A 12,546-nucleotide genomic window follows, 5' to 3' on the forward strand; every position below is an offset into this window, starting at 1 on the left:
GGCGGCCCGCCGGTCAGCCGGTCAGAGGCCGGCGGCGTGCGCGGCGGCGGTGCCGCCGACCACGGGCAGGACGACCTTGCTGCTCTTCAGCGCGACCTGCAGGTTCGCGGCGGTGGTGTCCGCCTGGCTGGAGTACTGCGGGTAGCTGGCCACGATGATCATGCCGATCCGGTGGCCGGGCTTGAAGACGTAGTCCTCCGGCAGCAGCGGGAAGCTGAAGTTGTACGACTCCCCCTGCACCAGCGGCACGGCGACCCGGATCGACTGCCGGTTCTGGGCGTCCATGACGCCCTTGGTGACCAGCTCGTAGTCGGCCGTGGCCACCCGCTTCGCCGTCTGCTTGTAGCAGCCGTCGTCCGTCGGGCTGCTCTCGCCCCAGCAGTCCTCCGTGGTCAGGGTGATGATCCCCTCACCGGAGGCCCGGTGGGCGACCCGCTCGTCGGTGCCGTAGTCGACCAGGATCGCCCCGAGGTTGGTGTCGGTCTGGTCGGCGGAGGCCCGCAGCTGCACGGTCGGGGTGCCGGAGATGTGCAGCGGCGCGGTGAGCGGCGCGGAGAGGAAGGCCAGCCGGTTGGGCTGCACCACGTCCGGGTTGAGGATCATGGTGTTCTGGCTCTGCGTGCGGCTGTCCTGGAACGCCCCGGTCGTCGGCTTCGCCGTGGGCACCAGCCCGAGGCCGCCCGCGCCGGTGGTGCCGGGCTGGAGGAACACCTCGGTGTCGGCCTTGCCGGGGATCGGCCAGTCGGCGTGGGTCTCCCACACGTCGGCGGACCGCTCCAGGTCCACCCGCGGCTCGTCCATGATGCCGTTGGCGACGCCCTGGAGCCAGAAGTCGAACCACCGGTGCAGCGTCGACACCCACACCGCGCGGCGCGAGTCGAACGGGTCGACGTGGCCCTCCTGGGACAGCCACAGCTTGCGCGGCACGTTGTTCTCCGCCAGGGCGTACCAGAACTTGCTGAAGTGGTCCGGCCGGACGTTGTCGTCGTTGAGGCCGTGGTAGAGCAGCACGCTGGCGGTGACGTTGGGGACCTTCTTGACGTAGCTGCGCTCGTTCCAGAAGGCGGTGTAGTCGCCGTGCTCGTCGCCGTCGGCGGCGGCCATCGCGTCGCGCACCGGCTTGCAGTACTCCCGGCGCTCCGGGTTGGTGACCGTGTTGGCCAGCGACGCCACGTAGCTGTTGCCCCGGGTGACGACGCCGTTGCTGCGCACGTAGTCGTAGTACTCGGTCGGGCCGCTGATGGGCACGACCGTGGTCAGGCCCTTCACGCCGGTCACCGCCGTGGACATGGCCAGCGAGCCGTCGTACGACTTGCCGATCATCCCCGTCTTGCCGTTGTGCCAGTCCGCCTTGACGATCTCACCGGCGGCGTTGCGGGCGGTGGCCCGTCCGTTGAGCCAGTTGATGGCCTGCTTGGCGCTCAGGTTGTCCTGGTTGGCGTTGGTGGTCGGGCAGCCGGTGGAGTTGTTGGTGCCGACCATGTCCAGCAGGATGACCGCGTAGCCGCGCGGCACGAAGTAGTTGTCGTAGAACAGCGGCCACTTGTCCAGCAGCCCGTCGCCGTCGAGGTCCGCCTTGCACTCGGACTCGTTGCCCCGGCAGACCGTCGAGTAGTAGGGGCTGGCGTCCATCACCACGGGCGCCTTGAGCCCGTTCGCGGTCGCCGCCGGCCGCATCAGGTCGAACGCGATGATGTCGCGCAGGCCGTCGTTGTCGCTGTCGAAGGTGGAGTCGATGAAGAGCCGTTCCCGGATGGCGTCGGCGTAGCCGAACACCGGCTGGGTGACGCCGTCCTGGACGACGATCGACGGCGGGCCGTCAGCCGCCAGCGCCTGCGGCGCCGCGCCGAGGGCGGCGAGCACCGCCGCGGACAGTACGGCCACGCCTGTGCGCCAGCGCGTTCCCACTGTAGCCATGAGTCTCCTTGAGGTCCGAGGCTGCGTACGCTACGAGCCGGCGACCGGTGCCACCACCTGCACATGTAGGAACTTCGCCGGACGTGGTCCGACGGGTGGGGCCCCTCGCCCGGGGGGAGCGGTCAGTCCCGGTAGCCCCACTGCCGCAGCGGCTCGGCCAGGGCCCGCTCGACGGCCGCGAGCTGCGCGGGGCCCAGTTCGTCGTGGTACGCCGCCCGGCGCCCGGCGGGGAACTCGTACCGCCCGAACCCCCGCTCGAACTCCGGCGTCCAGTCCAGCCCGAGGAAGTCGAGCATCCGGGCCGCCTCCGCGCGGGGGTCGGCGAGCAGGTCCTCGTAGCGGACGTCCAGCCACTGTCCGGGCGGGTGCGCGGCCCGGGCGTCGGCGAACGACGCCATCAGCATCTTCCAGCCGAGCGCGGCGAGCACCGGGAAGGACCGGGCGGACTCCTCCCACTCCCGGCGCAGGTCGGCCGGCAGCGGCCCGAGGTACCAGTTGTCGGGGCCGCGCCAGCCGTCCCACCAGCCCATCTGGAGCCAGGAGTTGGTGACGGCCCGGCCGTCGCGGACCACGTTGACCACCCGCAGCTCGGGGTAGGCAGCCCTGAGGAACCCGGTGCGCGGCCAGCCGGTGACGTGGTGCACCAGCAGCGGGCAACGCTGCCGCCCGATCCGGGCGTCGAAGAAGGCGCGCAGCCGCCGCGCCACGTGCGGGGTGAGGTCCTCGGCGGTCAGGTCCCGGCACGGGCGGGAGAAGCCGGCCAGCACGTGCCGGTCCAGCAGCTGGTACGCCTCCGACGGGGCGACCCGCAGCCGGCCGCGTTCGAGCAGCCGGCGGCTGTGCCGCAGCGACGTCATGCCGGCCGGGCGGGGCGCCGACCGCCGGTACAGCGGCCCGTTGAACCGGCCGGTGAGGTTGAGCCGGGACAGCTTGTCGTCGACGCCGGAGACGAACCCCACGCCGGGATGCCGGGACAGCAGCTCCTGCACGAGGGTCGAGCCGCACCGCCCGGTGCCCACCACCACGGCCAACATCCTCAGTCCTCCTCCTGCCGGGGTGCCACCGGGGCGCCCCGGCGCCACGGGTAGCCGAACCGGCGCAGCCCCGGCGCGGTCAGCGCGGTCACCACGGCGTACGACCACGGGGGCAGCCCGCGCCGCCACTCGACGTCGGCGGCGATCGGCACCGGGCCGGTGCGGTGCCGCGACGGGTTGCCGGCCACCGAGTGGGTGGGCGCCAGCCGCACCGTCGCGGGACCGGTGAACGGGCCGGCGGCGGAGGCGGTGGACGGATCGGCGTCGGTCCCGGTGAACGGGCCGGCGGCGAACGCGGCGATCCGGCCCAGCGTCGCCTCCGGGTCGGCTGTCAGGTCCTCGTACCGCACCCGCAGGTAGCGGCCCGGGTCGCCGGCCCACAGCCGGGTCGTCAGCGTGTTCCAGACCAGCCACAGCAGGGCCGCCTTCCACACCGGAGGCCGGCTCATCAGCCGCTCGTCGGCCTCGCCGTCGAGGCCCCGGCGCCGCCGCCAGGAGAAGGCCGTGGCCCTCGGGTCGCGGACCAGGTGCAGCACCCGCAGCTCGACACCGGGCAGCGCGCCGACCAGGGCCCCGTACGGCGGCAGCTTCGACGAGTCGACCACCACCCGCGCCCCGGCGTGCCGGGCCACGGCGGCGTACAGGCCGGCCAGCGCCGCGTCGTCGGGGTGCGCGGGCACCGCGCGCCGGCCGTGCCGGTGACGGCGCACCAGCGCGGGCACCCCGCGCAGCCGCAGCCGACCGCGCAGCCGGGCGGCGATCCCGCCGGCCCGGTCGACCGGCACGTCCCGGCGTACCGCCCGCCACACCGGGCAGTCCCGGAACGGCAGGCCGCAGCCGCAGGGCCGGTTCTCCACCTCGCCACGCTGCCACAGGTAGCGCAGCTCGCCGGCCGCGAAGAACCCGGCGTACTGGCCGAGGACGGTGGTGACCAGGGTGCTGCCGCTGCGCCCGCTGCCGGCCAGGTAGAGCACCCGCACCGGGCGGGTCACGCCGGCTCTCGCAGCGCCCGCGCGGCCGTCGCGTAGACCTCGCGCAGCCGGGCCAGGTGCGCCTGCGGCGAGAAGTCCCGCTCCACCCGGGCCCGCCCGGCCAGTCCCATCCCGTGCGCCCGCGCCGGGTCGGCGAGGACGCGGCGCAGCGCGGCGGCCAGCGCGGCGGGGTCGTCGGCGGCGACCACCTCGCCGTCCACGCCGGGGGTGACCAGCTCGGGCAGCCCGCCCAGGTCGGTGGCGACCACGGGCACGCCGCAGGCGAACGCCTCCAGCACGGCCATCGGTTGGTTCTCGTTCCACCGCGACGGCACGGCCGCCACCCCCGCGGACCGGACCAGCGCGTGCAGCCGGGCCTTGTCCAGCCGCCCGTGGAACCGGACCCGGCCGGGCGCCCGCCGCTGCGCCAGCTCGGTCAGCCCGGCGCGGGCCGGGCCGTCGCCGGCCACGTCGAGCGACACCTCGGGCGGCAGCAGGGCGAGCGCCTCGACCAGCACGTCGACGCCCTTCTCGGCGGACAGCCGGCCGGCGAAGACCACCGACCCGCCCGGGGTCGACTTCACGGGCGTCACGGCGACGTCGACGAAGTGCGGCACCACGTGCATCCGGTCCGGGAAGACACCGGCCCGGCGCATCACCCGCGCCAGGAACCGGCTGGGACTGACGAACGCCTGCACCGGCCCGTACGCCCGGGTGGAGCGGTGCAGCCAGGACTCCACGGCCAGCAGGCCGCTGGCCGGCAGCGAGCCGTCCTTGCACCGGCGCCGGGCGGCCCGCAGCGGGCCGCCGGTGACGCACGCGTCACACACCGCGCCCCGGTCCAGCATCTGGTAGCTGGGACAGGCCAGCTTGTAGTCGTGCAGCGTCATCACGCAGGGCACCCGCGCGGCCCGCGCCGCGGCCAGCACCGACGGCGAGAGCTGGTGGTAGATGTTGTGCAGGTGGACCACGTCGGGCCGGAAGTCGTCGATCACCCGGGCCAGACCGCGCCGACTGGCCGGGGACCAGATCATCCGGGCCGCCGCCGTCGCGCGCGGACCGATCCCCGACGGCGCCGGGTCGAGTTCCACCAGCGGCGGGAAGTGCCGCGCGTACGGCAGCGGGGCGTCGTTGTCGGGGTGCGTCATGCCGAAGTACGCGACCTCGTCGCCCGCGCCCCGCTGCAATGTGGCGACGTCGAGGAGGTAGCCCTCGGCCCCGCCGCGGCGGTAGAGGAACTTGTTGACGTGGAGGACACGCATCGGCCTGCTCCAGGGGTGGCCTGCTGAGTGGCCGCTCAGGGGGGTGGGGAAGGGCGGGCACCGGGCAGCAGCGGTGACCAGGGGCCCCACGGTATGCAAACCGCGCGGACGAGTCCAGTCACGGTCCCCAACTGACCACACGGCCCATCAGGCGCTGGCCGCACGGCCACTTGGCCAGCCACGATGATCAGCCGGTAGCGTGTTCCCCGCCCGACCGTCAGCCCGAGGAGGACCCGGTGGCCCACCAGGACGAACCCTCGGCATGGGCGTACACCGCCCGGCGGGTGGTGCGGCACCTGCGCTGGGCGCGCACCGAGGGGGTGCGGCGGCTCGTCGAGGAGGACCGGCTCGACCCGGTCCAGCGGGCCGGCACCGCGCTGGCGAAGTGGCGCTGGCGGCGGGCCCACCCGCAGCCGCCCGGCCGGGCGGTGCCGGTGTACCTGGTCGGCCTGCAACGCTCCGGCACCAACATGCTGGCCCGAGGGCTGGACGCGGCACCGTCGTTCGAGGTGCGCAACGAGAACGACCGGCGGGTGTTCCACCGTTTCCGGCTGCGCTCGGACGCGGTGCTCGCCGACGCCGTGCGCCGCAGCAGGCACCGGTACGTGCTGGTCAAGCCGCTGTGCGACACGCACCGGGTCGACGAGCTGCTCGGCCTGTCCGGGCTGCGGCCCGGCCGGGCGCTGTGGGCGTACCGGGACGTCGACGAGCGGGCCCGCTCCGAGGTGGCGAAGTTCGGCGACGCCAACCTGCGGGCGCTGCGGGCGATCGCCGACGGCACGATCGGCGACCGGTGGCAGGGGCAGCGCCTGGACGGGCCGGCCCGGGAGCTGATCGCCGGCTTCGACTACGACCGGATGACCCCGCACACCGCCGCCGCCCTGTTCTGGTACGTCCGCAACTCGCTGTTCTTCACCCTCGGCCTGGCCGGCCGCGACGACACGCTGCTCTGCTCGTACGACGCGTTGGTGGCCGACCCGGCCGCGTACACGCGGCGGCTGTGCGCGTTCCTCGACCTGCCGTACGACCCGGCCCTGCACGACCACATCGGAGCGCGCGCCCCCCGCCGGCCCCGGCTGGAGCTCGACGGCCGGGTGCGGGCACTGTGCACCGAGCTGACCGGGCGGCTGGACGCGCGGGCCGGGTTGGACCCGGCGGTGGGCCGTGGCTGACCCGGACGCCCCGCCGGTCCCGCCGGCCGGCGAGCGGCCAAACCCCTCGGCCGGCCCTTCGACCGGCCCCTCGACGCCGCCGGCCGCCGACGCGCGCCGGACCGACCCGGCGGCGGAGGCCGGGCCCCGGGGGCCGATCTTCCTGGTCGGCTGCCAGCGGTCCGGGACGACGATGCTGCGCCTGGTGCTCGACTCGCACTCCCGGGTGTCCTGCGGCCCGGAGACCCGCTTCCTGACCGACATGCAGCGCATCGTCGGCCGGGACTGGGAACGACTGGCCCGCTTCGGGTTCCCCCGCGAGTACTGGCTGGGCCGCATCGCCGACTTCTTCGGCGGCATCCACGCCGACTACGCCCGGTCCCGCGGCAAGACCCGCTGGGCGGACAAGACGCCCCTGTACGCGCTGTCGATCGGCTTCCTCGCCGAGGTGTTCCCGGACGCGCAGTTCGTGCACGTCATCCGGGACGGCCGGGACGTGGTCGTCTCCCACCGCAAGCGGTTCGGCTACTGGTCGGCGGTCAAGTGCGTAATCAAGTGGCCCCGCTACATCCGGGTCGCCCGCTCGGCCGGCCGCCTGCTGCCCGCCGACCGGTACCACGAACTGCGCTACGAGGACACCGTCGGCGACCCGGAGAAGGCCATGCGGTCGCTGTTCGAGTTCCTCGGCGAACCCTGGGAGGCCGGAGTGCTCGACTACGGCGGCAAGCAGCACGACGTGGCGGGCAAGTACACCGCCGAGGCGGACCGTCGGCGGGCCGCCGCGCGCACCGACGCCGCCATCTACGGCTCGCGGGTCGGCACGTACCGCCGGGAGCTGGACCCGTTCCTGCGGGTGCTGGTCCGCGTCTTCTCCGGCGCGACGCTGCGCGAGCTGGGGTACCGGTGACGCGCCGCCCGCTGCGGCGGGCCCCGCTGCTGGTCGGCGCGCTCGCGCTCGCCCTGGCCGCCGGGGCGGCCTGCTCGGACGGCCCCTCCTCCCCCACGCCCCGGCCGACCCCGGCGACGTCGGCGACCGGGCCGGCTGCCGGGCCGGGGCCGTCGGCGACGCCGGGGGTGCGGAACCCGTTCGGCGCGCACTGGGACTGGTCGCGCCACGAGTCGTTCGTGCCGTACCTGAAGCAGCTCTCCGGCTCGGCGACGTACCACGAGCTGAGCTGGTGCGACATCGAGAAGACGCAGGGCAGCCCGGACTTCTCGGCGGTGGACCGGATCGCCCGCGAGAGCCGGGACCTCGGCATCACCCTGCACCTGAAGATCCGCACCGGGGTCTGCTGGGCCACCGGCGGAGCCGCCCGGCACACCCGGGGCCAGGCGAACAAGACCGAGTCGGCGATGCCCCGGGACCTGGCCGCCTACCAGGGCTTCGTCCGGGACTTGGTGCGCCGCTACGCGCCCTACGGGGTGCGGGAGTACGCGATCGAGAACGAGGTCAACGCGCCGCAGTACTGGGCCGGCAGCCCGGCGGACTACCGGCGGCTGGTCACCTCGGCCGCGGAGGCGGTCCGGTCGGCCGACCCGCAGGCGAGGGTGGTCGACTCCGGGATCAGCAGCGTGGCGTACGGGATGGGCGTCGTCGACCGGCTGGTGCGGGCCGGCCGGCCGGACGAGGCGGTCGCCGCGTACCGGGCGTACTTCCCGCGCCGGGTCGGCACCCGGGGCCGGCAGATCCCGGCCGTGGACGGGCCGGAGCAGCTACGGACCGCCCTGGCCACCGAGCAGAACGCCCAGAACCTGGCCTTCCTCGCGGTCACCGAGGAGCTGCTCGACGAGCGGATCGTCGACGTGCGGCAATTGCACTTCTACGAACACTTCGCCGGGGTGCCGGTGCTGCTGGACTACCTGCGGGAGCAGACCCCGGCCGGGGTACCGGTCCAGGCGTGGGAGGTCGGCCAGTTCTGGCGCGACGGCGACGGCGACGCGGCCAGCCGGGCCGACGAGATGGTCAAGACGGTCACCCAGCTCGTGGCCGGCGGCGTCGAGCAGGTGCTCTGGCTGCCGCTGGCGTACAACCCGAACAACCGGCAGGGCAGCGAGGTCCGCTACGGCCTGCTCGACCCGGACGGCACCGTGCGGCCGGCCGGGGTGAGGCTGGCCGGGCTGGCGCTAGCGGCCGAGGACGCGACGGCGGAGCCGGTGACCGCGAAGGGGCTGACCGGGGTGGCGTTCCGCCGCGGCGGGCTGACCACGCTGGTGGTCTGGTCGGCCTCCGGCGGGAGCGTGTCGTTGCCGGCCGCGCCGGGCCTGGACAGCGGACCGGTCGGCACCGAGCCGCGACGGGCGGCCGGGCCGGTCACCATCGGGGCGGAGCCGGTGCTGATCCGGTCCACCGGCGACCCCGCCACGATCCTCGCCCCCGCCCGCTGAGCAGCCCCTGCCGGCCGAGCAGCCCCCGCCGGCCGGCACCGGCCGCCCCGGCGGGACCGCGTCACCAGGTGCGCGGCCAGCCGAGCAGGTCGGCGAGGCGGGCGTTGTGCGGGGCGAACCGGGCCGTCAGGTCGGCCCTCAGCTCGTCGGTGAGCTGGGAGGGGCCCCGCTCGGCCCGCCTGGTGTGCCGGGCGAAGGCGTCCGGCGTGAACGGCGCCAGCCCGAGGAACCGCAGGATGCCGGCGTACGTCGCCGCCGGATCGGCGTACAGGTCCTCGCTGCGCACCACGTGCAGCCGTTCCCGGGGCACGTGGGCGAACCAGCGGTCGAGCTGCTCGGTGTAGCGGCCCCGGGCGGCGTACGAGTGGTCGCGCAGGGCCCGGTGGGCCGTCGGGGTGTCCGGCCCCCGGCGCAGCGCCGCCGCCAGCCGTCCCGGCTCGGCGGCGAGCGCGTCGGCGAAGGTCAGCGGCTCCCGGCCGAACGAGCGGGTGTGCAGGTAGTGCGAGTAGGCCCGCTCGACGGGGTCGCGCAGCAGCGCCACGAACCGGGCCTCGGGCAGCAGCGCGGCCGCCCGCGCCGGCACCGCGGGGTGGAACAGGTAGTAGGGGCTGGCCTCGAAGCTCTGCCGGCCGGGGACGGCCGGCGGGAAGTGGGCCCGGTACCAGCGCGGCCCACGCCCGGCGTGCAGGCTGAAGAACTGCAATTCCTTGCCGGTGGCGGCCCGCACGTCGGGATGCGCGGCCAGGTAGTGGTGCAGCGACGTGGTGCCGCAGCGCTGCCCGCCGATGACGAGGAAGTCGGGCAGCGCGCCGACCGGGCCGGGCCGGGCCGCGCGGACCCAGGCCCGGGTGCCGCGTACCGCCCGGCGCAGCCGGTCCACCGCGACCCGGCGTGGCCCGGCGCTCACCGGGCCACCGCGGTGCCGGCGGCGGTCGGCCTGCCGCCACCGTCGGCAGGTACGCCACCGTCGGCAGGTACGCCACCGTCGGCAGGTACGCCACCGTCGGCAGGTACGCCACCGTCGGGTTGTGCGCCGCCGTCGACCGGTGGGCCGGGCCGGGGTGGCGTGGGGGCGCCGCGACCGCGTCGGCGCACCAGGGCCCGCAGCACCATGAGGTCTTCCCGGCCGAGCCCGAGCGCCAGCACTACCCCCAGGTAGACCGCCACGATCGCCAGCAGGCCGACGCCGAGCCGCCACGGCCAGCCCGGCAGCAGCCAGCGCACCAGCAGCCCGGCGAGCAGCGCCGCCGCGCCGGCGGCGATCCCCTTGACCATGCCCACGGTGAACGGCAGGGCGCCCACCAGCGCGCGGACCTGGAGCACCCGGGCGACGTTGACCACGATCAGCGAGACGCTCCACGCCAGCGCCGCGCCGACGATGCCGTACGCCGGGATGAGCCAGAGGTTGAGCAGCATGTTGAGCACCAGGGCGGCCAGGTTGTCGGCCATGTTGACCGCCACCCGGCCGGACATGTTCAGCACCGTGCCGCACGGGCCGGTCGCCGCGTTGACGAGCTGGCCCAGGGCCAGGACCACCGTCACCGCCGCGCCGGTGGCCACCTCCCCACCGAAGACCCGCAGCAGGTCGCCGGGGAGGACCAGCAACGCGACGAAGGCGGGCATGGACAGCCGGACCACCCAGCCGGTGGCCACCGCGTACACCCGGCGGACGTCGGCCAGTTCCCCCCGGTGGTGCAGGTGCGCGATGTACGGGCCGAAAGCGGCGTTGATCGGCGCGAGCACGAAGATCGCGACGGTGACCAGGCGGGTGGCCACGTTGTAGACGCCGATCTCCGGGTTGGCGAAGAAGCCCAGCAGCAGGGTGTCGACCCAGATCAGCCCGGTCGAGGACAACGAGGACACCCAGCTCACGGTGGAGAAGCCGAAGAGCTGGCGGGGGCGGTACACCGGGCGGGCGGGCGGCACCCGGCGGACCAGCCGACCCAGCGCGACCAGGGCGAGCAGCGCGGCGGACCAACCGGCGCCGACCAACGCCCAGTACGCCCCGGTCAGGCCCGCGCCGGTGACCAGGGCGAGCGCGGTCAGCAGCAGCCGGGTGCCCGGCTCGTAGAGCTGGCCGATGAAGGTGAACGGGCGCTGGGTCCGCCAGCCCCGGGTCGCCGCGAGGGCCGCCTCGCAGATCGTCGAGGCGGGCAGGGTCAGCGCCACCAGCCGCAGGCCGGTCGCCAGCCCGGGATCGTGCAGCCGGGCGGCGAGCCACGGGGCGGCGAGCGCCAGCGCGGCGGCGAGGACGACCGACGAGGCGGCGGAGATGGCCAGCCCCAGCCGGACGGTGCCACGCAGCGCGGGCGCGTCGGAGTCCGCCAGGTGCACGGCCACGAACCGGGTCAGCCCGGCCCGGAAGCCGGAGAGGGAGAGCAACCCGGCCAGGGACAGCACGGCGTAGCACTGGGCGTACCGGCCGACCTCGCGGATGCCCAGCGCCCGGGCAAGCAGCAGCATGATCAGGAAGACCGCGGCCTGGCTGAGCAGTGCGCCGAGCAGGTTGAGGCCGCCGCCCCGGGCCATCCCCCGGACGTGCCGGTCGCCCTGCGGTTCCGCCTCACCCAGCGCGGCGGGACCGGGCTGCGGGGCGGACGACGCCGGCCGCCGGCCGCCCGGTGAGGAGGCCGGCTCCCTGCGCCGGTCCGGTTCGGCCGCCACGCCGCCCGCCTACCGGTGCCGCAGCTCGGGCTCGGCGTCGGCGTCGCGCGGCGCGAGCACGGCGGGCCGCCCGTTCGCGTCCGCCCGCCCGTTCACCGCGCCGGACCGCCCGTTCGTGCCGGCCGGTCCGACCGCGTCCGCCGGTCCCGTCGCCGCAGCCGGTCCCGTCGCCGCGGCCCGTTGCGCCGGCGTGGCCCGGCCGGCCGCAGCCGCGCGGCTGCGGGTGACCTGCTCCAGGACTGCCACCAGCAGCACGGCCAGCAGCAGGCCGGCACCGGCGACCGGCAGCACGAGACCGGCCAGCGCCCGGCCCCGGGAGACCGGCTGGACCTCGCCGAGGCTGGTCACCTGGGCGGGGTCGGCGGCCTGGGCCTGGGCCCGGGCCTGCTGGAGGCCCTGCCGGGCGGAGGACAACGCGGTGCTGGCACCGTCCCGCTGGGCGAGCAGCGCCTGGTAGTCGGGCAGCTTCGGGCCGAGCCCGTCCAGCCGCTTCTGCCCGGCGGCGATCGCCCCGGCCGCGGCGTCGGCGCCCCGGCCGTTGCCGACGGCCTGCATCTGCAACTGCTGCTGCCGCATGCTGGCGATCTCCTGCAGGGTCGCCTGGTAGAGCTTGTCCGGCTGACTGACCTTGTTCGTCTTCTCCCAGTCGTTGATCTCCCGGGTGGCAGCGGTCAGCTCGTCGGTGGCCGCCCGCACCTCGCCGGTGGCGATGTTGACCTGGCTGGTGAACAGGAAGGACAGGGCACGCTTCCCGGTCGCCGTGAGCACCGGGATCACCGTGGACCGGCTGGTCGCCGTGTAGGCCAGGGTGAGCTGGCTGCTCGCCCCGACCTGTTCGACCGTCAGCCCGTCGCGCAGGTCCCCCGCCGCGACGCCGGTGTCGGCCGACACCTGGTCGACCACCTGCGGGGAGGTCACGGCGGCGGCGAAGGCCGCCGCGAACTGGTTGGCCCCCTGCGTGCCGGTGTACTGCTGGGCCGCGGTGCCGCCGACCAGGGCCGGCGCCGCGACGTACGAGGTGGCCGTGTAGCGCTGGGGGCCGAGCAGGACGACCAGCGCGGCCACCGCCGCGGCGACCACCGGGACTCCGACCAGCACCCAGAGCCGTCGCCGCGCGACCCGCAGATAGTCGACGATCTCCACCCTTGCGCTCCCCACTGTC

10 protein-coding genes are annotated in these 12,546 nt (G+C 75.2%); 3 read left to right on the forward strand and 7 right to left on the reverse strand.

Going from position 1 to position 12,546, the window contains the following annotated elements:
* Positions 1–21: 21 nt before the first annotated feature.
* From ABT023_RS25900 to ABT023_RS25915, 4 genes are all read right to left on the reverse strand, one after another.
* Entirely contained in the window at positions 22–1,917 is a 1,896-nt protein-coding gene (locus tag ABT023_RS25900; RefSeq protein WP_350888995.1) for a CocE/NonD family hydrolase, read from the reverse strand.
* Positions 1,918–2,039: 122 nt separating this feature from the next.
* Entirely contained in the window at positions 2,040–2,951 is a 912-nt protein-coding gene (locus ABT023_RS25905; RefSeq protein ID WP_350888996.1) for a sulfotransferase family protein, read from the reverse strand.
* Between the two features lie 2 nt (positions 2,952–2,953).
* A complete protein-coding gene (locus tag ABT023_RS25910; RefSeq protein ID WP_350888997.1) occupies positions 2,954–3,943 on the reverse strand; it encodes a sulfotransferase family protein in 990 nt (329 codons plus the stop codon).
* Positions 3,940–5,184 carry a glycosyltransferase gene (locus tag ABT023_RS25915; protein WP_350888998.1) on the reverse strand — a complete coding sequence of 415 codons (1,245 nt, stop codon included), beginning with the start codon at positions 5,182–5,184 and terminating at the stop codon, positions 3,940–3,942. The genes ABT023_RS25910 and ABT023_RS25915 overlap by 4 nt, the downstream gene beginning before the upstream one ends.
* Before the next feature lie 236 nt (positions 5,185–5,420).
* On the opposite strand from ABT023_RS25915, the gene ABT023_RS25920 reads away from it, so the two are divergent.
* Genes ABT023_RS25920 through ABT023_RS25930 form a run of 3 tightly spaced genes read left to right on the forward strand, consistent with a single transcriptional unit; the run spans position 5,421 to position 8,720 of the window.
* Complete coding sequence (locus ABT023_RS25920; protein ID WP_350888999.1) at positions 5,421–6,356, forward strand: sulfotransferase family protein; 936 nt, start codon at positions 5,421–5,423, stop codon at positions 6,354–6,356.
* Positions 6,349–7,242 (forward strand): sulfotransferase family protein, encoded by an 894-nt coding sequence (locus ABT023_RS25925; protein ID WP_350889000.1) that lies wholly within the window; start codon positions 6,349–6,351, stop codon positions 7,240–7,242. The genes ABT023_RS25920 and ABT023_RS25925 overlap by 8 nt, the downstream gene beginning before the upstream one ends.
* Positions 7,239–8,720 (forward strand): hypothetical protein, encoded by a 1,482-nt coding sequence (locus tag ABT023_RS25930; protein WP_350889001.1) that lies wholly within the window; start codon positions 7,239–7,241, stop codon positions 8,718–8,720. Before ABT023_RS25925 ends, ABT023_RS25930 begins: the two co-directional genes overlap by 4 nt.
* Positions 8,721–8,781: 61 nt before the next feature.
* Here the strand turns inward: ABT023_RS25930 and ABT023_RS25935 are convergent, their stop codons facing one another.
* From ABT023_RS25935 to ABT023_RS25945, 3 genes are read right to left on the reverse strand one after another with little or no spacing between them, the layout of a single operon-like run.
* The gene (locus tag ABT023_RS25935) at positions 8,782–9,627 is read right to left on the reverse strand and encodes a sulfotransferase family protein (protein ID WP_350889002.1); all 846 of its coding nucleotides are present in this window, start codon (positions 9,625–9,627) and stop codon (positions 8,782–8,784) included.
* Positions 9,624–11,384, reverse strand: coding sequence for a flippase (locus ABT023_RS25940; protein ID WP_350889003.1), 1,761 nt, complete (start codon positions 11,382–11,384; stop codon positions 9,624–9,626). The genes ABT023_RS25935 and ABT023_RS25940 overlap by 4 nt, the downstream gene beginning before the upstream one ends.
* Before the next feature lie 9 nt (positions 11,385–11,393).
* Positions 11,394–12,527 (reverse strand): Wzz/FepE/Etk N-terminal domain-containing protein, encoded by a 1,134-nt coding sequence (locus ABT023_RS25945; RefSeq protein WP_350889004.1) that lies wholly within the window; start codon positions 12,525–12,527, stop codon positions 11,394–11,396.
* Positions 12,528–12,546: the final 19 nt, after the last annotated feature.

Source organism: Micromonospora sp. NPDC002296, assembly GCF_040296145.1.
Classification (GTDB): Bacteria; Actinomycetota; Actinomycetes; order Mycobacteriales; family Micromonosporaceae; genus Micromonospora.